Here is a 23193-nt window from a genome sequence, read left to right as displayed (position 1 = left end):
GTGTCGGCACTTAGTCGAAGTTCCTCTTGTGATGTGTCATTTTTACCGGACTTTTTGAACGCCCTTTAAATAAGTAACCGGCTACCTTACTTGAGTAAAGTGTAGCCGGTAATACTTAAAGTTCAAGTTCTCCCATACGAAGGAGCTCTACAACTGCTTGAGAACGCCCCTTTACTCCCAGCTTCTGCATCGCATTCGAAATGTGGTTACGAACTGTTTTTTCGCTAATGAATAATTCATTTGCGATATCTTTCGTTGTTTTATCTTGAACTAGTAATTCAAAAACTTCTCTCTCTCTTTTTGTTAGTAGCGGTTTTGGTTGAAACTCTTTCTCCTTCAAGTATTGTAACCCTCCTTGCTAAGGTTCGAGCTGAACTACTGGATGGGTGTATATTTAGTCACAATATAGTATGAGAAGGAGAGTGTTGCTGTGACTGTTAAAAGGTTGATATGTAGACTTTTTCGCGTCCATTTTTTAGTCTATTGGTATTTTCGTTCTACTTAGCTCATACAATATAGGTTAGGTGCTTTTTAACATAAGCTTCATCTCATCAGTCCATGGTTCCCCTTTTCCTGTTCGCTTAGACATTTGAACTAATGTACCCCTGCCGACAAAACAAATGGATCCCTCTTTGTCCTTTGCCATATAATGAATATCCATTGAGGAATTACCAAGCTGATTTATTTTAACAAACAGTCTTAGTTGTTCTCCAAAAAAGACTTGTTTCAAATAATCACATTGCTGGTTTGCAACCACTGGGATTGCTTCACTTGATTTGTCAGTCCATTTTTGCATAAACCCTAGGTGGTTGAAAAATTGAATTCTTGCTTCCTCAAAGTAAGTAAAGGGTATGGTGTTATTTAGATGTCCAAACATATCTGTTTCGGAAAAGCGTACTTGAATCGGTTGGAAAAAATCAAATGTATTCTCCCATGTCTCAATATCATCGATATACGTAATATGTTTCATTCCAATAGCTCCCTTACATAAGATTATTCATGTCATGGTAAAGTGGTGCCTTCTTCCGATGGGAAAAGAATGTTTTTTCGCGACTTTAAAAAAAGCACCCCTAAATTTACATGAAGGAGTGCTTTCGCATTTCTATTAGACTTGGTCACTACCAAACATATTTCTGAATGCTTGGATTGAAGTGTCTCTGTTTAGTGCTGCAATTGAAGTTGTGAGTGGAATTCCTTTCGGACAAGACTGCACACAGTTTTGTGAGTTACCGCAGTTTGCAAGGCCTCCATCTCCCATAATTGTTTCTAAACGTTCTCCTTTATTCATTGCACCAGTTGGATGAGCATTGAATAAACGAACTTGTGATAATGGAGCAGGTCCGATGAACTCGGATTTGCTGTTTACGTTCGGACATGCTTCCAGACATACACCACATGTCATACATTTTGATAACTCATATGCCCATTGACGTTTCTTCTCTGGCATACGAGGACCAGGACCCAAATCGTATGTTCCATCGATTGGGATCCAAGCTTTTACTTTCTTCAATGAATCAAACATTCTGCTGCGGTCAATTTGTAAGTCACGCACGATTGGGAATGTCTTCATTGGTTCAAGTTTGATTGGTTGTTCAAGTTGGTCAATTAGAGCCGAACAAGATTGACGTGGCTTGCCATTGATAACCATTGAACAAGCACCGCAAACCTCTTCCAAACAGTTCATATCCCAAGTAATTGGGGCAACTTGATTTCCATTAATATCAACAGGATTACGACGAAATTCCATTAAAGCGGAAATTACGTTCATATTCTTACGGTATGGAACCTTAAATTTAACCACATAAGGATCGGAATCTGGAGTATCCTGACGAGTAACATGAAATTCAACTGTTTTTTCACTCATCTTATTTTTCCTCCTTATTCTTAGTATAGTCACGTTCACGTGGTGCAATTAATGAAGTGTCTACCTCTTCATAATGGAAAGCAGGCGCAGTTTCTTTTCCAGTAAACTTAGCCATAGTCGTTTTTAAGAATTCCTCGTCATTACGTTTAGGGAAATCTGGCTTATAATGCGCTCCACGGCTTTCGTTACGGTTATATGCACCGATTGTAATTACACGTGCAAGCTGAAGCATATTTTGTAATTGACGAGTAAATGTAGCACCTTGGTTGCTCCATTTAGATGTGTCATTGATATTAATGTTCTTATAACGCTCAAGAAGCTCCTGAATTTTTTCATCTGTCTTTAAAAGCTTGTCGTTGTAACGAACAACAGTTACGTTATCAGTCATCCATTCACCAAGCTCTTTGTGAAGGATGTATGCATTTTCAGTACCATCCATTGACATAATGTCATCCCATTTTTCTTGCTCTTGTTTTACATGGCTATCGAAAACAGTTGAAGAAATGGAATCAGTACCTTTCTTAAGTCCTTTAATATAATGAACTGCATTAGGACCAGCAACCATACCACCATAAATAGCTGATAATAGTGAGTTAGCACCTAAACGGTTCGCACCGTGCTGTGAAAAATCACATTCGCCGGCAGCAAATAATCCAGGGATGTTCGTTTGTTGATGATCGTCAACCCATAGTCCACCCATTGAGTAGTGAACAGCAGGGAAAATTTTCATTGGAACTTTACGTGGATCATCACCCATGAATTTTTCATAGATTTCAATAATTCCACCTAATTTGATATCAAGTTCTTTTGGATCTTTATGAGAAAGATCTAGGTAAACCATGTTTTCACCGTTGATACCAAGCTTCATATCTACACATACATTGAAGATTTCACGTGTTGCAATATCACGCGGAACTAAATTTCCGTATGCAGGATATCTTTCCTCTAAGAAGTACCAAGGCTTACCATCTTTATATGTCCATACTCGTCCACCTTCACCACGAGCAGATTCACTCATGAGGCGAAGTTTATCATCCCCAGGAATAGCTGTTGGATGAATTTGAATAAACTCACCATTTGCATAATATGCACCTTGTTGGTACACGATTGAAGCAGCAGAACCAGTGTTAATAACAGAGTTTGTTGTTTTACCAAAAATAATTCCAGGACCACCGGATGCCATGATAACAGCATCAGCAGGGAATGATTGAATCTCCATTGACTGAAGGTTTTGACCAACGATACCACGACAAATTCCTTCATCGTCTTGAATAATTCCCAGGAATTCCCAACCTTCATACTTTGTAACAAGTCCTGCTACTTCGTGACGACGAACCTGCTCATCCAATGCGTAAAGCAATTGCTGACCAGTTGTAGCTCCAGCAAATGCAGTACGGTGATGTTGTGTTCCACCGAAACGACGGAAATCAAGTAAACCTTCTGGAGTACGGTTAAACATAACCCCCATACGGTCCATTAAGTGAATAATTCCTGGTGCAGCATCAGTCATTGCCTTAACTGGCTTTTGGTTAGCTAGGAAATCTCCACCATATACTGTATCGTCAAAGTGGATCCATGGAGAATCCCCTTCACCTTTTGTATTAACCGCACCGTTAATCCCACCTTGTGCACAAACAGAGTGAGATCGTTTTACAGGTACGAGTGAAAATAAATCAACTTGTGTTCCTTCTTCAGCAGCCTTGATGGTAGCCATTAAACCAGCTAACCCACCGCCAACTACGATAATTTTACCTTGACTCAAATTAACTCACTCCCAAATAAAGAGATCGTTCAACTTGTGAAAAAATGCGTGAACGTTCTAATTTTCAAAAATCAAATACGGCTTTGGCGTATTTGTGCCCAGATTTTTTCGAGTGTGCTCGAAAAATTTCCTTTGAAAATCTGTGGCATCCGCCGGAGGCTTAATTTTATTCAGTTTATCTGAATAAAATTAAACGAATGCAAGAATTGTAGAAATACCTACGTATGATAATGCGATAAAAATAATAATTGTTACGTATGTTGCAATTTGTTGAGAACGAGGAGTTATTGTTAGTCCCCAACTAACTGCAAATGACCATAGACCATTTGAGAAATGGAAAATTGTTGAGATTACACCAACTAGATAGAAAACAAGCATTGCTGGTGAGCTTAAGATTTCCTCCATCATTTGGAAATTTACCTCTGCTCCAAAAGCAGCCGCAATTCGCGTTTCCCATACATGCCACGCAATAAAAATTAGAGTAATAACACCGGATATACGTTGTAGGAAGAACATCCAGTTACGGAAGAAACTGTATCTACTCACATTGTTCTTTGCAGTAAAGGCAATATACAGACCGTAAATCGCGTGAAATAGTATTGGTAAATAAATAACAACTACCTCTAATAAGATTCTAAATGGGAGATTTCCCATAAATCCAGCAGCATTGTTAAATGCCTCTTCTCCTCTTGTCGCAAAGTTATTCGCTACTAAGTGTACGATTAAGAAAACCCCTACAGGTATTACACCTAATAATGAATGAAGCCTGCGATTAAAAAATTCACGATTACCAGCCACACTTTACCCCCCTCAATAATAAACGCACCTTTAAGGCACCCCTTTAATTTCTCATCCTGGATATTATGTATTAGGACGATATAATAACTGATAATTGAAACCCTTTGCAGAAAACTACAAAATACTTTTTTCATAGATAAAAAGACAAATGTAGCTGCAATTTTCTTTTATCAGTATAATGTAACAAATTCATTTTACTCCCATAAGGTAAGAGCGTCAAGGAAACTTGTCCACATTTTATTCACGAATATGATAATATTTAGTCACATTTATTAGGATCGACCTAGAACACAAATCGATCCCGTATGACAAAAAGAAACAAAAAAATTCATGTGTTTCTTACCCCCTCATGTTATATAATAAAGAATGGAGAAAGAGGGGAATGCAGTGAAGAACGTTAACATCAATGAACAAAATGTAAATACAAGTGAACAGACCGTTTCTGTTTTTGGGTACGAACTCATACGAGAAATTTTAATTCCTGATTTACTTGGAAAAGAAACTCCACAGATTTTATACTGGGCCGGAAAAAGTCTTGCCCGTAAATTCCCCTTACCAACGATTGAAGAAATTATTTCGTTTTTTCATGATGCTGGATGGGGAGACCTAAAAGTAGAGCGTTCGGATAAGAACTCCATCGAATTTCATTTAGATGGTACGATCGTGTCTTCTCGTTTTAAACGAAAGGATATTTGTACATTTCAACTTGAATCCGGTTTTCTTGCTCAACAAATTCAACAACAGAAAAATCGAATCACTGAAAGCTTTGAACAACAAAAAAGACGAGCTCAAAAAATCATATTTACGGTAAAATGGGACCAAAATGACATCACCGAAGATTAAATTCTGCACAATTTGTGCAGTTTTTTTATATAGAAAAGGGCGCCCAAAATGATATAAGCTCCTTTGAACGACCCTTTTTGTATATAAATTATAGTTTAACTTTTGCTTTTTCCTCTTCCACCGTTGCTAAGTTAAATGAATCATGTAAAGCTTCAACCGCACGTACCATACTTCCTTGTTCAACAACGGTGGAAACTTTGATTTCAGATGTACTTACCATTTTTACTTCAATGTTTTCTTTTGCAAGCACTTGGAACATATCAGCAGCAACCCCTGGGTTTGAAACCATTCCAGACCCTACAATTGAAACCTTCGCCAAACCATCTTCATGCTGGATGCTCTCATATTTTAATACACCCTTGTTATTTTCTAAAACAGCTAAAGTGTCACGTAAATCTGGTGTTTTTACTGAAAATGAAATATTTGTATGATTTTCATCAGTTTGGTTTTGAATGATGATATCAACGTTAAGACCATTCTTTGCAAGTGTACCAAAGATGGTTGATAGTGTGTGTAATTCATTTGGTAATCCAGATACTGTTACCCTTGTGATCTGGTCTTCAAAAGCAATTCCCCTAACAACAAGATTCTTTTCCATTGAAACTTCCTCCTCAATAATGGTTCCATTTTCTAGCTCTATACTTGAACGTACTTCAAGCGGCATTTCAAAGTTTTTCGCAAATTCAACTGCACGCGGGTGTAGCACACCAGCACCAAGGTTTGCAAGCTCCAGCATTTCATCATAGGAAATGGAATGAAGTTTACGTGCAGATGGCACAACGCGAGGATCTGTCGTATATACACCTGTTACATCTGTGTAGATATCACATTTGTCCGCGTTCAACGCTGCTGCAAGTGCAACTGCAGTTGTATCAGAGCCACCCCGTCCAAGAGTCGTTATATCTCCAGAACTACTGATTCCCTGGAATCCAGCAACAACTACGATTTTTCCTTCTTGAAGGCTATCGCTTACTCTTGAAACTTGAATATTTTCAATGCGGGCATTGCTATGTACGGCCTCAGTTTCAATACCTGCCTGCCACCCTGTATAAGATACGGCTTCATAGCCCTTTTCCTGTAGCGCCATTGTTAAAAGAGCGATTGTTATTTGTTCTCCTGTACTTAACAGCATATCCATCTCGCGTTTACTTGGCGAGCTTGTAATTTCATTTGCTAAGCTTACAAGCTGATCTGTAGTTTTACCCATTGCTGATACAACAACCACAACTTGGTTTCCTAATTGGACTTCCTGAATAACGCGATTTGCAACATTTTTAATTCTTTCTGGTGACCCTACTGAGGTGCCTCCAAACTTTTGTACGATACTCCCCATATCAATAACAGCTCCTTAAATAATCAATTGTGCCTTGGCATATTTGCGCCCGGATTTCTTTAGGCCCACACGATGTGGGCCACAATGACGTTGCCACAGGATGTGGCGTATTTAGTCTTAGATCTTACTGCTCGAAAGTTTACCTTTGAAAAATCGTGGCATCCACGGGGCTTTACCTTTATTTTAGTGGTAAATATCTGGTGAATAAGGTTACAAAAATTTGTGACAAATTGCATGGAGGAGAATAAAGTATAAAAAATTTGGCTACCCTTATTGACAATACCTATTGAAATTCATAAACATTAGTAGTAGAATCTTAAGGTAAATATATAATTGCTTACATACAATGAGAGGGAAGAGTACATCGAATACCCCTTCAGAGAGAGAAATCATTTGCTGAGAGATTTCTTAGGAACGTTACGATGGAAGGTCGCCCTTAAGTAGCTTTTATGAAAATTGAGTAGTAAAAGCCGGTGAAAAGCCGTTATCTTTTCTTGAGAGCATAGATAAAGCTTTTTTATCTATGAAAAAAGGTGGTACCGCGAATATACTCCATTCGTCCTTTTAATAAGGATGAGTGGAGTTTTTTATTTATTCAGCCAGGGCTGAATAAATACGCCAAGGCGCATTTGATTGAATTCGAAGCATTTTAAGGAGGAATTCTTATGGAAGGTAATGAAAAAACGCTATCAACAAAGTATGACCCGCAGGCGATTGAAGCGGGCCGCTATCAATATTGGTTGGATGGTAAATTTTTTGAAGCTAAAGACGATGCTGAGAAGAAACCATATACCATTGTCATTCCGCCACCAAACGTAACAGGAAAGTTACACCTAGGGCATGCGTGGGATACAACCTTACAGGATATCCTAACTCGTATAAAAAGAATGCAAGGCTATGATGTTCTATGGCTACCTGGAATGGACCATGCGGGTATCGCTACACAAGCCAAAGTTGAGGCTAAGCTACGTGAGGAAGGGAAAACTCGCTATGACTTAGGTCGTGAAAAATTCGTAGAAGAAACATGGAAGTGGAAGGAAGAATATGCTAGTCATATTCGTGAGCAATGGTCAAAGATAGGACTTGGTTTAGATTACTCAAGGGAACGATTCACACTTGATGAAGGCCTTTCAAAAGCAGTTCGTGAAGTATTCGTTGCCCTTTATAAAAAAGGTCTTATTTATCGCGGTGAATACATTATCAACTGGGACCCAGCAACAAAAACTGCCCTTTCAGACATCGAAGTTATCTATAAAGATGTTCAAGGTGCATTTTACCATATGCGTTATCCATTAGCTGATGGTAGCGGGTCTATTGAAATTGCAACAACTCGTCCAGAAACAATGCTAGGCGATACAGCCATTGCCGTTCACCCAGAGGATGAGCGTTTCAAACACTTAATTGGTAAAACAGTCATTCTCCCAATCGTAGGAAGAGAAATTCCGATTGTTGGTGATGATTATGTTGATATGGAATTTGGTTCTGGTGCTGTTAAAATCACACCTGCACACGACCCAAATGACTTCGAAGTTGGAAATCGCCACAATCTCGAGCGCGTCCTTGTTATGAATGAAGATGGAACAATGAATGCGAACGCTGGTAAATACCAAGGCATGGACCGTTTTGAATGCAGAAAGAAAATTGTAAAGGATTTGCAAGAAGAAGGCGTACTATTTAAAATTGAAGATCACCTTCATTCAGTAGGTCACAGTGAACGAAGTGGTGCAGTTGTTGAACCATATTTATCTACACAATGGTTTGTTAAAATGCAGCCACTAGCTGATGAAGCGATTAAGCTACAATCTCAGGAAGAAAAGGTACATTTCGTTCCGGATCGTTTTGAAAAAACATATCTACGTTGGATGGAAAACATTCGTGACTGGTGTATTTCCCGTCAATTATGGTGGGGTCACAGAATCCCAGCTTGGTACCATAAAGAAACAGGTGAGGTTTATGTTGACCATGAACCACCTAGTGACTCTGAAAACTGGGAGCAGGATAAAGATGTATTAGATACATGGTTTAGTTCGGCATTATGGCCATTTTCAACTATGGGCTGGCCTGATAAGGAAGCGGCAGATTTTAAACGCTACTATCCAACAGATGCTCTTGTAACAGGCTATGATATCATCTTCTTCTGGGTATCAAGAATGATTTTCCAAGGACTAGAATTTACAGGAAAACGTCCATTTAAAGATGTTCTTATTCACGGTCTAGTTCGTGATGCAGAAGGTCGTAAAATGAGTAAGTCACTTGGAAATGGTGTAGACCCAATGGATGTCATCGCCCAATACGGTGCCGATTCATTACGATACTTCTTATCAACTGGAAGTTCACCTGGTCAAGACTTACGCTTTAGCATGGAAAAGGTTGAAGCAACTTGGAACTTCGCAAATAAAATTTGGAATGCATCACGTTTTGCATTAATGAATATGGGTGACCTTAGGTTTGATGACATCGACTTCAGCGGTGAAAAATCAGTTGCGGATAAGTGGATTTTAACTCGACTAAACGAAACAATTGAATCAGTAACAAAGCTTGCTGATAAATATGAATTTGGTGAAGTAGGAAGAGTATTATATAACTTTATTTGGGATGACTTCTGTGATTGGTATATTGAAATGGCGAAGCTTCCTTTATACGGCGAAGACGAGCAAGCAAAGAAAACGACAAGATCAATACTTGCATATGTTCTAGATAACACAATGAGACTGCTACATCCATTCATGCCGTTTATTACCGAGGAAATATGGCAGAACTTGCCACATAATGGCGAATCCATTACTATTGCAAAATGGCCAGAGGTAAACCCTGAAATTTCAGATGATTTAGCTGCAGGGGAAATGCGCCTATTGGTTGACATTATTCGCTCGGTTCGAAATATCCGTGCAGAGGTTAACACACCAATGAGCAAGCAAATCAAGCTTCACATTAAAGCGAAGGATGAAACAGTTCATGCTCAATTAGAAAAGAATCGTTCTTACCTAGAGAGGTTCTGTAATCCAAGCGAGCTTTTAATTGCTACTGACATTTCTTCACCTGATAAGGCAATGACTTCCGTTGTAACAGGAGCAGAACTATTCCTTCCACTTGAAGGACTTATCAATATTGATGAAGAAATTAAGCGACTAGAAAAAGAACTTGATAGGCTTGATAAAGAGGTTGACCGTGTTCAGAAGAAACTTGGGAACGAAGGTTTCGTGAAGAAAGCACCTCAAAAAGTAATCGATGAAGAGCGCGCAAAAGAAAAGGACTATGTTGAAAAACGTGAAACAGTTCGTGAGCGCATTGCAGAATTAAGAGGCTAAATGAATAAAAGGCGAATCTATCCTAGATTCGTCTTTCCTTCATTTTCAACCTATATGTGGAGGAACGCATATGATAAACACTTATGAGGAGGCCCTTACTTGGATTCATGGGAGATTGAGACTCGGCATGAAACCAGGGCTATCGCGAATGGAATGGATGATGGAACGACTAGGTCATCCTCAAGAAAAAATGAAGGCAATTCATGTAGCCGGTACAAACGGGAAAGGATCAACTGTTAGCTACATACGAAATATTTTACAAGAAGCAGATTATACAATTGGAACCTTTACTTCTCCTTATATTGAAACCTTTAATGAACGAATCAGTGTAAACGGAAAACCAATTTCAAATGATGAAATTGTTTCCCTTTTAAAAGTGATAAAACCCTTAGCAGAAGAGTTGGAGGAAACAGAACTTGGCGGACCTACCGAGTTTGAAGTCATCACCGCAATGGCCCTCTATTATTTCGGTGAAAACACGGAAATTGACTTCGTTCTTATGGAGGTTGGTTTAGGAGGAAGACTTGATTCAACAAATGTCATTACCCCTCTTGCTTCAATCATCACAAGCATTGGCTTTGATCACATGAATATTCTTGGTGACACAATAGAAGAAATTGCGGGTGAAAAAGCTGGAATTATCAAACCGAATATCCCTGTTATCACAGCGGTTGCGCAACAAGAAGCAATTGAAGTGATTAGTACCAAGGCAAATGAAGGAAATAGCCCATTTTATCAATTAGGCCAAGATTTCTTCATCCTTGACCATCACTCAAGTAATGGTGAAGCTTTTACTGTAAAAACGCAGAATAAAACCTTTCAAAATCTAAACATCTCAATGAAAGGTGCTCATCAGGTCCGAAACGCAAGCTTAGCGGTAATGGCAGTTCATATGTTACAAAAAAGCGGTGCTATACAATTAGAAGATAGTGTGCTTGCTGCAGGTTTAGAAAAAACAAAATGGATTGGTCGTTTTGAAGAGATTTCTGACGATCCGCTCGTTATTTTAGACGGCGCCCATAATCCAGAAGGCATTTACAGTCTTGTGGATACAATCAAGGCTCACTTAAAGGGGAAAGATATCCACATTATTTTTAGTGCGTTAAGCGACAAAAAATTAGACACGATGATTGGGCAACTTGAAAAGGTTGCGCAAACATTAACCTTTACAAGCTTTGACTATCCAAGAGCTGCAAGCACCGGGGAACTTTATGGAAATTCATCTGCTCGAGAATTTATTAACACTGTTGATAGGTGGCAGGAGGCAGTGCAAGTGGGCAAAGAACGTGTATCAAAAGAAGAAAATGCTGCATTAGTTATAACAGGGTCACTCTATTTTATTTCAGAGGTTAGGGGATTTTTATTATCCAAACATTGATAAAACAATTAAACAATGAAAAAAGGTATTATTTTCTCAAATTTAGAGAAAATAATACCTTTTTAACTATGTTGATTGGAGCGGATGGCACGAGACTCCTGCGGGAAAAGCGTGGCCAGGGAAGACCCCACAGGAACACAGCCATGAGGAGGCTTCCGAACCGCCCGCGGAAAGCGAGTGCCAGCAGCGGAAATCAACACCAACTTTAGAAAAGGCATTATTCTGTGCCTTCGGCTAACAGCCCCGTTTTTTTTTGCAATTATTCTTTTTAGAAAGTGACAATCTGTAACAAAATAATTGATTTTATAACAAAGTCCGCGTAAATTCTCTTTAGTATTTTCCTAGTTTCATATAAAATAATAGGGTGAGAATAGGTATATTTTACTATCTGATTTTGAGTGTTTATAAAGTGGTTAATAAAATCATGTGTTTGAATCTGGGGACACTACAAACTAATCACTTTTAAATAAAGAAATCACAAAAAGAGTTGAAAGGGGTACAACCATGCAAAAATTACATACAGTTAAAATTTTTAGCCTACTCTTACTTTGTGTTTTACTCCTATCACTTATTTCGACTGTCGGTGCAAAAACGTACCATGCATTTTTTCCTAAGGATTCCTTCAATGAAGGAACAAAGGTTGGACCAGTAGATGAACAGCCAGAAGAAAATGAGAATAACAATGATCAATTTGTTGAAATAGACGAAAGCAATGTCGTATCTCAATCAGTTATTCGTAATCTAAAGGACGAAAATGAAATTATTAAATGGGTAAGGGAGTTTGATGTTGTACATTTACCTGCAAACAAACCATTTTCCTTGCTTTCATTTTTATTGGAAAGTGGTACTTCAACTAAATTTTCAAATGAAGCATTAAGCGTAATTGCTACCGGTATATATTCAACTATTTTATCTTCAAATTTTGAAATTATTGAAAGACATATTAGTGATCAATTTCCATATTATGCAACTTTCGGTTTTGAAGCCATGATTGAAAACGAAAATAAGGATCTCATTTTAAATAATATTAATCCTCATGAGTATAGACTAGTGTTTTCATTCGAGGATCATGAATTTAATGTGCAGCTTATGGGGCCTGATCTGCAACAATCTATACATGTGGTTATAGCAGATGAAGAATCCTTTGAACCTAAGATTATCAAGCAGTTTGATAGTACTTTGTCAAAGGGCAAGAAGGTTGTCAAACAAAAAGGGATTTCAGGTCAGGTAGGTAAAATTTATCGCATTTTTAGTGAGGTTGGTGTGGTAGATGAGAAAATCAAGGTAGCTGAAGATTTTTATCCACCTAGCCACACAATCGAAGCCCATAGTATCTTAGTACCGGAGGCCCCTCAAAACCCAATATGGACTGAACCAGAAGGAATTTTAACGAATCCAGATGGTACTCCTGGACCTACTAATGGATCAAATGAAGAAAATAATCTGGAATCTGGAAATGGAACTGACGAAGACAACGAAGAGAAAAATATCGATTTATGGGAAAATCCTGATCCAATAGAAAAATCTTAGGGAGGGGACATTCCATGCGAAGAGCCCGCAAACGATTAGGAGATTTGCTTATCGAGGCTGGTCTACTAACAGAACAACAATTAAAACAAGCACTTGGAGATCAAACAGAATCACAAAAACTAGGGGATATTCTTCTTCAAAAAGGGTTTATTACAGAGCAACAATTAATTGAAGTACTTGAGTTTCAATTAGGAATACCACATGTGAGTCTATACCGATATCCAATCGACACATCGTTAACAGCATTGATACCAAAAGAAATGGCGAGAAGACATTATTTAATTCCCATTCGTAGAGAAGGAGACAAGCTATTTGTCGCAATGGCAGACCCCATGGATTATTATGCGATTGAGGATTTACGTCTTACAACTGGATTCTATATTGAACCTGTCATCGCCTCAAAGGATGAGATCTTACGGGCAATCAATAAATATTATGATTTAGATGAAGGCGTAAAGGAGCTTTTTGCTGAAGCCACCGCGGAAATTGAAGAAGAGAAAATTACAAATGAAGATTCACCAGTCGTGAAATTAGTAAACCAAATCCTGCAAAATGCAGTTCAACAACGAGCAAGCGATATACACGTGGACCCTCATGAAACAAGGGTTTTGCTGCGTTATCGTGTGGATGGTGTGCTCCGAACGGAACGGGCATTACCTAAAAGTATGCAAGGCGTCCTAACAGCACGAATTAAGATTATGGCAAACCTCGATATTACTGAAAGCCGTATCCCGCAGGATGGTCGAATAAAAATAAATCTTGAAGCACATCATATTGACTTACGTGTTTCTACTTTGCCAACAGTATTTGGTGAAAAAATAGTAATGAGGGTTCTAGATTTAAGTAGCTCATTAAATAATCTTACACAATTAGGATTTAATAATGTCAACCTACAAAGGTTTAAGAAACTGATCCATAACCCAACTGGCATTGTATTAATTACAGGTCCAACCGGATCAGGAAAATCATCAACTCTTTACGCAGCTTTAAACCAGCTTAATTCTGAAGATGTAAATATCATTACAATTGAAGATCCTGTCGAATACCAGTTAGAGGGCATCAATCAAATTCAAGTAAATACGAATATTGGAATGACATTTGCAAAAGGGCTTCGTGCTATTTTGAGACAAGATCCTAATATCATCATGGTTGGAGAAATTCGTGACCAAGAAACAGCGGATGTAGCTGTAAGAGCATCTTTAACAGGTCATCTAGTCTTAAGTACTCTCCATACGAATGATTCACTAGGGACAATTACACGCTTAATTGATATGGGGGTTGAACCATTCCTTGTCGCCTCATCCCTTTCAGGGGTAGTTGCTCAGCGTTTGGTACGTCGTGTTTGTCGAGATTGTGGTCAACTGCAGGAACCAACCGTCCGTGAACTAGAAATCTTTGCAAAACGTGGAATTACAATTGAAAAAGTGAACCGAGGAAAAGGTTGTGGAACCTGTAATATGACAGGATATAAAGGCAGGGTTGCCATCCACGAGTTGTTGGTTATTAACGATGACTTAAGAAGGGCAATTATGAATCGAGAGTCCTATACATCACTTAGGGAATTAGCTATCAAAAATGGAACCATCTTTTTAATTGATGATGGACTTTTAAAAGTAAAACAAGGATTAACAACGACTGAAGAAATATTAAGAGTAGCTACTGCTGAATAGGTGGGAAGTAAATGAAGGATAAAATTAATCAAATATTACATTCAGCTAATGAACATAAGGCTTCTGATATTCATATTACAGCTGGTGTTCCTCCGATTTTTCGGATTAATGGGGATTTAAAAAGATACGGAAAAGACATTTTAACACCACCTGTAATTGAGGAAATAGCAAAATCAATTGTACCGGAAGATATGTGGGATCGTTTTAAAGACAAAGGGGAACTCGATTTTTCATATGGTATATCTGGTGTCTCACGATTTCGTGTCAACATCTATATGCAGCGGGGATGTCCCGCAATTGCATTTCGGGTGATACCGACTTCTATTCCAACAATTGAAGAGCTTGAACTGCCAGATGTACTGAAACGTATCAGTCAAAAGCCACAAGGTTTAATACTTGTTACCGGACCAACGGGTAGTGGGAAGTCTACAACCCTTGCAGCCATGATTCAGTATATTAACCAAACAATGAGCAAGCATGTTGTAACATTAGAGGATCCAATCGAATACCTTCATAAGCATGGGATGAGTATAATTGAGCAACGTGAGGTTGGAAGTGATACTCATAATTTCGCAAATGGTCTAAGAGCAGCACTCCGACAAGATCCGGATGTTATCCTTGTCGGTGAAATGCGGGACTTAGAAACGACGCAAACGGCAATAACAGCTGCAGAAACTGGTCATCTTGTGTTAGGAACCTTACATACAGTAAATGCTCCTTCTACCATCGACCGGATTATTGATATGTTTCCATTTTCACAGCAACCACAAATTAGGATTCAGCTTGCTAATGTATTAGTTAGTGTTATTTCACAGAGATTATTCCCAACAATTGATAAAAAAGGTCGTAAAGCAGCAACCGAGATTTTACTTAATAATTCCGCAGTCGCAAACTTAATTCGGAATGAAAAAACACATCAAATAAAAAATGTGCTGCAGACCAGTCGGGCAGAAGGAATGCACACATTGGAATCCAATCTATTAGACTTAGTTCGTGCCGGTGTCATATCGAGAGACATTGCTCAACCATATTTACAGGAGTTAAATACAAATGCCTAGATTTAAATATGAAGGTAGAGATAAATTCGGTAAGAAAACCGGCACAATTTCAGGAACTTCTAAGAAAGACGCAGTTTCATCTCTTCGTGATAAAGGAATCCGAGTTATTACGATTAATGAAGTACCGGAAACCTTTTTGACGAAAGATATAGCGGTTGGTAATCCGGTTAAACTAAGGGATTTTGTGATTTTTTTAAGGCAGTTTTCAACTCTTATTAAAGCAGGCATAACAATTGTTGATTCAATGAATATTTTGGCAAACCAAACGAGCAGTAAACCCCTTCAGAAAGCTCTATCAGATGTAGAAGTTGATTTAAGGGAGGGGATTCCCTTATCTGCCGCAACAGCCAAGCATAAACGAATTTTTACAACTCTCTTTACGAATATGGTTCGCGTAGGAGAAGTTGGCGGAAATCTTGATGATACATTAGAAAATCTTGCTGTTTATTATGAAAAACAGAATAAAACGAGACAAAAGGTTAAGTCAGCGATGGCATATCCAGCTGTTGTTGGAATTGTGGCAGTAGTTGTCGTCATCTTTTTATTAGTATCCGTTGTTCCAACTTTTGTGGACATGTTTGCGGATTTTGGTGCGGAACTGCCTGGTATAACGAAATTCGTTCTAAATGCAAGTGTGTTTATGCAAAAGTTTTGGTGGCTTGTTATCCTATTAGGTCTTGTTATTTATCTGTTTTTTATGTTCCTTAAGCAAAAACAAGAAACAAGATATTATCTGGATTATGCCATATTAAAAACACCGATTTTTGGAAAACTAATCCAGAAGGCTGTTCTTGCCCGTATGACAAGAACATTAAACTCTATGCTGTATAGTTCTGTTCCTATCTTACAGGCACTGACAGTCGTCGAAACCATTGTTGAAAATGAAGTGATTGCTGGAGTGATAAAACAATCAAGACAAGCTCTTGAACAAGGAAAATCAATGACAGAGCCGATGAAAAAGCATTGGGCATTTCCACCGCTGATTACCCATATGATTGCAATTGGAGAAAGCACGGGTTCATTAGATGAAATGCTTGGCAAGGTGGCAAACTTTTATGAAGATGAGGTCGATAATGCAACAGATCAGTTAAAATCATTAATTGAGCCACTGATGATTGTATTTTTAAGCAGTATAGTCGGGACTATAGTCACGGCGATTCTAGTGCCAATGTTCGATATTTTTAACCAAATTCAATAAAAAGTAAGAAAAAGCCACATTTTTGTTAAGAAATGTTTAATCTTTGTCAAAATAAACAAAATTCTAGTGTTTTCAACAGTATTTGCTATTATAATAAGTGGTATAAATGGACTAGTTCCTATAAGGAGAGAAGAAATATGTTTAAAAAGTATTTAAAGAATCAAAAAGGATTAACGTTAATAGAGTTGTTAGCGGTAATTGTAATATTAGGGATTATTGCGACGATTGCTGTTCCTGCGATTGGGAATGTGGTTAGTAAGACACAGGAAAAAGCAAATTATACAGAGGCACAGCAAATAATTGACTCAGCTAGATTATATATTACGTCAGAAAATCCTGCATTTACAGATGGGGCATTAACACTTACAAATGGAACTACAGCATTTCAACCTTATTATGATAAAGCTGGAACTTTCTCTTTAACAGTTAGTAAAGCAGCTAATGGGAAATTATCTTTTAAATATACAGCATTTCAAGATATTGCAATTGGTGCAGATGGTTTGACCGAGGGAGACATTGCAACGAAATTAAAGTAAATATTTTCTGAAGATAGCCCTCTTAATGAGGGTTATCGCAATATAGTTAGGAGTTTAGTAAATGATATTCATATATATATATATTGGAATTATAGGACTGACAATAGGCTCCTTCTTCAACGTCGTCGGCCTACGCATCCCAGCAGGCGAATCTATCGCTCGTCCGCGCTCTGCTTGTCCAACTTGTAAGCATCAGCTAACCGCAATTGAATTAATTCCGGTTTTTTCATACATCTTTCAAGGTGGAAAATGCAGAAATTGTAAAACTGGCATATCACCCATTTATGCTTCAATTGAACTTGCTACTGCAATTCTTTTTACGATTTCACCAATGCTGGTGGGATGGTCAAAAGAATTGATCATCGCTTGGACCTTGATCTCTTTATTGGTCATTATCTTTGTTTCAGATATTACATACATGATTATCCCAGATAAGGTGTTATTATTCTTTGCCCCATTATTTCTCATTGAACGCATTTTCGTACCGCTCAACCCATGGTGGGACATGCTTACTGGCAGTGTCATTGGGTTTCTTCTTCTATACCTTATTGCAATCGTCAGCAAAGGTGGAATGGGTGGGGGAGATATCAAGCTATATGCCGTTATCGGAATTGCATTAGGCTGGAAGTTCGTCCTTCTTTCATTTTTCCTTGCCACAATCCTTGGTACTATTATTGGATTAGTTGGAATGGTAATTGGCAAAGTAAAGAAAGGAAAACCAATGCCTTTTGGACCCTCTATTGTAATCGGTACTCTAATCGCTTACTTTTTTGGACCAGACTTTATAGGCTGGTATATTGAATTTATCGTATTTTAACCTTATTCAGTAGAAATCCCAGATTTCTACTGAAAAGGAGCCTCCGGCGGATGCCACAGATTTTCAAAGGAAGTTTCTCGAGCAAGCTCGAAAAAAATCTGGGCGGCAAATACGCCAAGGCGTATTTGATTTATTAAGGGGATACATAATGGCTTTTTCATTATTTTCATCAAGTAAAATTGCAAATATTATTATTAAAGATCATGTTATTAGGTATGTGGGAGTTAAGCGCTCTAACCCAATTACTGTTCAAAAGTTTCGTGAAAAGTACTTGCCTCCTGGTATTATTCAAGACGGAAGAATAATGGAAAGAGACACATTACACTTAATTTTAGAAGAATGCGTTACAGATTGGGGGATCAAAAATACTCAAGTCCAGTTCGTTATTCCAGATCCATTTGTTGTGATTCGAAAGATTTCAATTCCAAATGAAGTAAAGGATGATGAAATTTTAGGATATGTTTATTTGGAGCTGGGGGCAACCATTCATCTACCTTTTGATGATCCTGTTCTTGATTTCAAGATACTTTCAGAAGATGAAAAGTTAAAAGAGGTCCTTATATTTGCAGCTCCTGAGGATATTGCATTTGAATACTCCTCGCTGTTAGAAGATGTTTCATTAAAACCAATTGCAGCTGATATTTCACCGCTTTGTATGTATCGACTTTTTCATTTTTGTCAAAAAACAAATGAAGAGGACCATTCCTTATTGCTTCGATTAGATTTACCGTCAGCCAACCTTAGCATTTTTCATCAGGATATTCCTTTGTTTATGAGATATCTTACACTGGATACATCAATTGAAGATTGGGATATCCAACAAAACTCATCTAATACCATGGCTGATATAAGATGGAATGGTCATGCTAGTAAATTTGAGCACCTCAACGATGGAATTATTAAAGAAATTGAACATGTGATGAATTTTTATAGTTTTAATATGACACAGGGGAAAGAACGAATTTCAAAGATTCTTGTAAGTGGGGATCATCCCAATTTGCCAGACATTAGTTCGACACTCATTGAAAGATATGAAATTCCGGTAAGTCATATTGATAAATTCGATAAACTTCCTAGTCAATTTTTTCTACCATTAGGATTAGCTCTTAAAGAGGTGTAAGAATGCTTGTAGATATTAATTTACTGCCTAGAAAAGAATTTAAAAACCGAGCAAAATTACTACCCCTCATCATTATTATCAGTGTGGCTTTAATTGGCTTCTTGTTTATTTTTATTCAGTATAAAAAAGCAACCACACTTGAAGAAAAACTAACGAACCAAATAACAGCTCTACAAGAAACTCGAATGGCAGAAGAACAAAAATTCGGCTCGGCAAATCATTCAAATAATGTGATTAACTTAGAAAAAACAGTCGAATGGGCGGATGGATATTTTGTTGAAACTGTGCCGATCTTAAATCATTTAACAACGTTATTACCTGAACGGGGCTTTGTACAAAACTTTTCTTATACAGATGATGGAATTGTAACTTTAGAAGTTCAGTTTGACACAAATACTGAAAATGCTCATTATTTAGCTTTGTTAACAGATTCTCCATTAATCGAATCTGCTAGGTTATTAACAGTTTCTACATCCCCAATAACCGAAGGGACAAAGGAAAGCGCTGTTAATAATAATGAGACAAATGCTGAAATAAACAATGAAACTAAAGAAACTGAGGCGACAACCGATAATAAAATAGAATCAGACCAAAATAATAACATTTTACCAAGGTATTTCGCTCAATATGAAATCACTTTTGATAAGAGTGCGATTAAGGAGATGAAATAGATATGACTCTCCATTTTTCTCGTAAACAAGTTATTTTTTTAATACTAACTTTGGTCTTTTTATTTGGTGTTTTTTATTTGACGTATTTCCTTCTCATAAAACCGGTAGAGCTAAAAATATCTCAATTAGAGAATAGTGTCAAAATAGAACAACAACTGTTGGAGGTCATTTCTGAGAAACAAACGACTGAATCAACAGTTATTAGCTCAACCGAAATTCAAAAGAGAATACCGGTAATTCCTTTAGTGGAGCAAATCGTTATGGATGTTGGGCGTGCTGAAACTTTATCAGAAAGTAGAGTTATTAACATGTCCTATAGTGAGAGCGAATTTTCGTTAAATGCTGAAACACAAACTGAAGAACAACCAGAGGCAAAAAATATTGAAAATTCAGCGGAAAACAATGAGGGAACGAACGGCAACGGAATCGAAGAACAAACGGAAATGGTGGATCCAGAACTAATAGACGGGCTCAACCAGATAACCGTTACGTTACATGTTGAATCGCCAAATTATGAAGAATTGGAAAATTTCTTATCAGCGCTCGAACATCAAACGAGAATAACTAGGGTGAATTCATTGAGTTTTACAGGTACTCCAGAGCTTGTGTCAGTGGAACAAGTAGCTGAACAACTCGTTTATGATGTAACAATTTCAACATTTTACATGCCTAAGTACGAGGAACTTGCTGCTGATGCACCAAAACTAACTGTACCACCTCCTAGCAATAAGAAGAATCCGTTAGCTCCAGGCTTGGAAAAGAAAGACGAGAAAAATCCGTAATTCGATAGAAAGAGGTGATAACAGCTTGGAATCTCTTGTAATTGCAATTATATCTCTTTTACTTGTTTTACCCGTTATTTACTTTTTACCACTTGGTTTTACTAGGAAGGGAAAACTACTTATTCTTATTTGTGCATTTATTGTTTTTATCATTGGAATCGCTGGGAGAACAGTGATGAGCGTATGGCAAGTTGGGTTAGTGTTAATACTGCTAGCAATATGGTTTTCATATTTTATCGGTAAAAAATTTGGAACACAGCTTTTTCTGCATGTCGAAAATAATCCGGGTGTAGAGGATAAAGTAATCAAATTCGAAATTGAAGATGAAGTTGAAGAAGAAATACTTAGCCAAATAAAGCCTAAAAAAGATAATCCTCAAGCTGCTGAGAAAGTACTTGCTTCTTCTCCAACGCAAGAAGTTGATGAGGAAATAGTAGAGGGAATGGAAACTACGGAAATTCAAAGTGAAGATGAGTTTGTATTAGAAAATGTGTATGTAGAAAATGAAGAACCTGAAAATACATATGAGATCCATATAAATGATGAAACTCCTGTCACTGATTTTGATGACTTACTTAAAGAAATCGAAATGGAATTAAATGATAACAACAATGAAATCCAAGTGAATGATGAAGTTGCTGAAGTGCCAGAGGAAACGGCTGAAATCCAGCCGATTGAATTAGATGAAATAGAAGATGAGGTTTTAAACATTGCCCAACCTGCACTTGAAGAAGTTCAATTTGATAGTTTACAAGTAATCAGTGATGAACAACCAAATGAAGATAGCGGGTTAGAGGAAATTCCAATAATTGAAACAGTTGATCATGAACTAGAAGAAATTATGGTTGTTTCAACTGACGAGGATGACATTATTTTAAATCCTTTTGAAAATGAACAACAAATAGAGGAAGAATTACCTGATTCGCTTGAAGGCATTAATGAACTAGAAGAGATTGAGTCTATTGAAGTGGAAATACCCGAAAATGAAGTTGAAAATGAAACAGAGAGCGATGATTTAAGTTCTGAAGAGTTGGATGCCATTGATGGAGAGACTGATATTCAAGACGTACAAGACAATCATAACTTACTAAGCCAACAACTTTTTGCAACAATGATTTCTCAAATAAGACTTTCTCGGAACAAATTATCAAATGCACAATACGAAAAAATGATAGTAGATCACCTTCATCCCGGGATTTCCGATCATGATTATTATACATTTGTTAGTTTATTAATTGATCATTATATAGAAACGAAACAATACAGTGAACTTACCTCATTAATTTCTCAAAATAAGACAAGATTTGAGAAATACCCTGTTATATTACAAGAAATTAACTTTTTATTAGAAGAATATTGCAAAATATGACGAAAAATAGCGAGAATCATGGTAAAATGAATGGAAAATGCCATTGTTTAAAAATAAATAGGTGTGGTGAATGATTTATGAAAAAAAGTGTTGAAATAGTTGGGTTACCAATCATTAGTATTATAGATGGAATCGAAATCGGAAAAGTAAAATCTTTAGTTATTAACCCTGAAAAAGGTTCAGTCGATTTCCTTACAATCGAAAATGAGGATTGGCAAGTAAGTGTAAAAGCCATTCCATTCAAAAGAGTAATCGGAATTGGAGAATACGCTGTTACCATTGAAAGCGAAAGCTCTGTTATCGATCTAAATGAGATTCCAATTGCGAATTCACTTGTTAATAAGAAAATCAAAATAACAAATACAAAGGTTATGACTAGAAAAGGTCAGTTACTGGGGGAAGTACTAGAGTACTATGTTGACGATGAATCCGGAAATCTTTTAGGATCATTATTAAATGTTTCTGGAAAAGAAGTTGCCTTAGCTTCTGATTCTGTTCTTACATATGGAAAAGACATCATCATTGTCGAAGAAGATGCTTCTTCTAAATTTCTTGATTCAGTAGAGTACTTGGAAAATCCGCAAATTGAAGCTACTGAAAATCAGTATGAGGGAGATGTTGAAGAACTACTACCTGCATCAACAGAATCGCAAAGCCCATTTGATGAAATTAATGCTTCAATTGACAATCATGAAGAATCAGAAGCAAAAGCATTACGCTTAAAACAAGTAGATATTCTTTACGGAAAAATCGTCAATAAAGACATTCTAGACAATGAAGGAAATATCTTAATTCCGGCAGGAACTCATTTATCTGTAGATGATATTATTAAAGCTCAAGAACAAGGTCCTAGTGTGTTTGTTGAATTATCAATGAACGTTGAAGAATAAAGCCCACAAATTGTGGGTTTTTTACGTTTTATAGCAATCTAAAATACCACCTAATGGGCATACTTGTAAGAATTTGACGAAAACCTCTAGCAACAAGACGACAAATGTCTTGTTCTTTTTTTTTCTAGGTGTGGTAGGATGACAAAAAGTAGAGCGTTTGATCAAATACGCATTGGCGTATTTGTGCCCAGATTTTTTCGTGCAATCGCGAAAAATTTCATTTGAAAATCTGTGGCATCCGCCGGAGGCTTTAACTTTATTCAGTC

General features: G+C 37.3%; 21 protein-coding genes and 1 other annotated feature. Of the genes, 14 read left to right on the top strand and 7 right to left on the bottom strand.

The window, feature by feature from the left end:
• Positions 1-115 precede the first annotated feature (115 nt).
• The 5 genes from gerE to V7147_RS05070 all read right to left on the bottom strand — a co-directional run bounded on the left by gerE (position 116) and on the right by V7147_RS05070 (position 4424).
• On the bottom strand, positions 116-340 hold the full coding sequence (gerE, locus tag V7147_RS05090) for a spore germination transcription factor GerE (RefSeq protein ID WP_077619002.1): 225 nt from the start codon (positions 338-340) through the stop codon (positions 116-118).
• Between the two features lie 180 nt (positions 341-520).
• Positions 521-970: an acyl-CoA thioesterase gene (locus V7147_RS05085; protein WP_335366780.1), complete on the bottom strand. Its 450-nt coding sequence runs from the start codon at positions 968-970 to the stop codon at positions 521-523.
• Between the two features lie 135 nt (positions 971-1105).
• Entirely contained in the window at positions 1106-1864 is a 759-nt protein-coding gene (gene sdhB / locus V7147_RS05080; protein WP_335366779.1) for a succinate dehydrogenase iron-sulfur subunit, read from the bottom strand.
• A 1-nt stretch (position 1865) separates the two neighbouring features.
• Positions 1866-3626 (bottom strand): succinate dehydrogenase flavoprotein subunit, encoded by a 1761-nt coding sequence (gene sdhA, locus V7147_RS05075; RefSeq protein WP_335366778.1) that lies wholly within the window; start codon positions 3624-3626, stop codon positions 1866-1868.
• A gap of 189 nt (positions 3627-3815) precedes the next feature.
• Positions 3816-4424 carry a succinate dehydrogenase cytochrome b558 subunit gene (locus V7147_RS05070; RefSeq protein WP_335366777.1) on the bottom strand — a complete coding sequence of 203 codons (609 nt, stop codon included), beginning with the start codon at positions 4422-4424 and terminating at the stop codon, positions 3816-3818.
• Positions 4425-4811: 387 nt separating this feature from the next.
• Here V7147_RS05070 and V7147_RS05065 point away from each other — a divergent pair, with 387 nt between their 5' ends.
• A complete protein-coding gene (locus tag V7147_RS05065) occupies positions 4812-5267 on the top strand; it encodes a YslB family protein (RefSeq protein ID WP_335366776.1) in 456 nt (151 codons plus the stop codon).
• An 88-nt stretch (positions 5268-5355) separates the two neighbouring features.
• Here V7147_RS05065 and V7147_RS05060 read toward each other — a convergent pair whose 3' ends face one another.
• On the bottom strand, positions 5356-6600 hold the full coding sequence (locus tag V7147_RS05060) for an aspartate kinase (protein WP_335366775.1): 1245 nt from the start codon (positions 6598-6600) through the stop codon (positions 5356-5358).
• A 337-nt stretch (positions 6601-6937) separates the two neighbouring features.
• Positions 6938-7167, top strand: a binding site (T-box leader).
• A 98-nt stretch (positions 7168-7265) separates the two neighbouring features.
• Between V7147_RS05060 and V7147_RS05055 the strand changes: the two genes are divergently transcribed.
• The 13 genes from V7147_RS05055 (at position 7266) to V7147_RS04995 (ending at position 22927) form a co-directional block, all read left to right on the top strand.
• Positions 7266-9908 carry a valine--tRNA ligase gene (locus V7147_RS05055; protein WP_335366774.1) on the top strand — a complete coding sequence of 881 codons (2643 nt, stop codon included), beginning with the start codon at positions 7266-7268 and terminating at the stop codon, positions 9906-9908.
• Positions 9909-9978: 70 nt separating this feature from the next.
• Positions 9979-11286, top strand: a complete 1308-nt coding sequence (locus V7147_RS05050) for a bifunctional folylpolyglutamate synthase/dihydrofolate synthase (RefSeq protein WP_335366773.1) — start codon at positions 9979-9981, stop codon at positions 11284-11286.
• Positions 11287-11790: 504 nt separating this feature from the next.
• Entirely contained in the window at positions 11791-12816 is a 1026-nt protein-coding gene (locus V7147_RS05045; RefSeq protein WP_335366772.1) for a G5 domain-containing protein, read from the top strand.
• A gap of 14 nt (positions 12817-12830) precedes the next feature.
• The gene (locus tag V7147_RS05040) at positions 12831-14486 is read left to right on the top strand and encodes a GspE/PulE family protein (protein WP_335366771.1); all 1656 of its coding nucleotides are present in this window, start codon (positions 12831-12833) and stop codon (positions 14484-14486) included.
• A gap of 11 nt (positions 14487-14497) precedes the next feature.
• On the top strand, positions 14498-15544 hold the full coding sequence (locus V7147_RS05035; RefSeq protein WP_335366770.1) for a type IV pilus twitching motility protein PilT: 1047 nt from the start codon (positions 14498-14500) through the stop codon (positions 15542-15544).
• Entirely contained in the window at positions 15537-16742 is a 1206-nt protein-coding gene (locus V7147_RS05030; RefSeq protein WP_335366769.1) for a type II secretion system F family protein, read from the top strand. Before V7147_RS05035 ends, V7147_RS05030 begins: the two co-directional genes overlap by 8 nt.
• Before the next feature lie 137 nt (positions 16743-16879).
• The gene (locus V7147_RS05025; RefSeq protein WP_335366768.1) at positions 16880-17278 is read left to right on the top strand and encodes a type IV pilin protein; all 399 of its coding nucleotides are present in this window, start codon (positions 16880-16882) and stop codon (positions 17276-17278) included.
• Between the two features lie 61 nt (positions 17279-17339).
• Complete coding sequence (locus V7147_RS05020; RefSeq protein ID WP_335366767.1) at positions 17340-18095, top strand: prepilin peptidase; 756 nt, start codon at positions 17340-17342, stop codon at positions 18093-18095.
• Between the two features lie 148 nt (positions 18096-18243).
• Complete coding sequence (gene pilM / locus V7147_RS05015) at positions 18244-19215, top strand: type IV pilus biogenesis protein PilM (protein WP_335366766.1); 972 nt, start codon at positions 18244-18246, stop codon at positions 19213-19215.
• A gap of 2 nt (positions 19216-19217) precedes the next feature.
• The gene (locus V7147_RS05010; RefSeq protein ID WP_335366765.1) at positions 19218-19886 is read left to right on the top strand and encodes a hypothetical protein; all 669 of its coding nucleotides are present in this window, start codon (positions 19218-19220) and stop codon (positions 19884-19886) included.
• A gap of 2 nt (positions 19887-19888) precedes the next feature.
• On the top strand, positions 19889-20668 hold the full coding sequence (locus tag V7147_RS05005) for a hypothetical protein (protein ID WP_335366764.1): 780 nt from the start codon (positions 19889-19891) through the stop codon (positions 20666-20668).
• Between the two features lie 25 nt (positions 20669-20693).
• Entirely contained in the window at positions 20694-22037 is a 1344-nt protein-coding gene (locus tag V7147_RS05000; protein WP_335366763.1) for a hypothetical protein, read from the top strand.
• 77 nt (positions 22038-22114) lie between these two features.
• Positions 22115-22927 carry a PRC-barrel domain-containing protein gene (locus V7147_RS04995; RefSeq protein WP_335366762.1) on the top strand — a complete coding sequence of 271 codons (813 nt, stop codon included), beginning with the start codon at positions 22115-22117 and terminating at the stop codon, positions 22925-22927.
• 21 nt (positions 22928-22948) lie between these two features.
• Here V7147_RS04995 and V7147_RS04990 read toward each other — a convergent pair.
• Positions 22949-23193, bottom strand: a 245-nt coding sequence (locus tag V7147_RS04990) for a hypothetical protein (protein ID WP_335366761.1), incomplete at its 5' end; no start/stop codon positions are given.

The organism is Bacillus sp. JJ1521 (assembly GCF_036965165.1).
GTDB lineage: Bacteria > Bacillota > Bacilli > Bacillales > Bacillaceae_L > Ferdinandcohnia.
The sequence above is the reverse complement of the archived record's forward strand: the minus strand, read 5'-3'. Positions and strand labels throughout refer to the sequence as shown.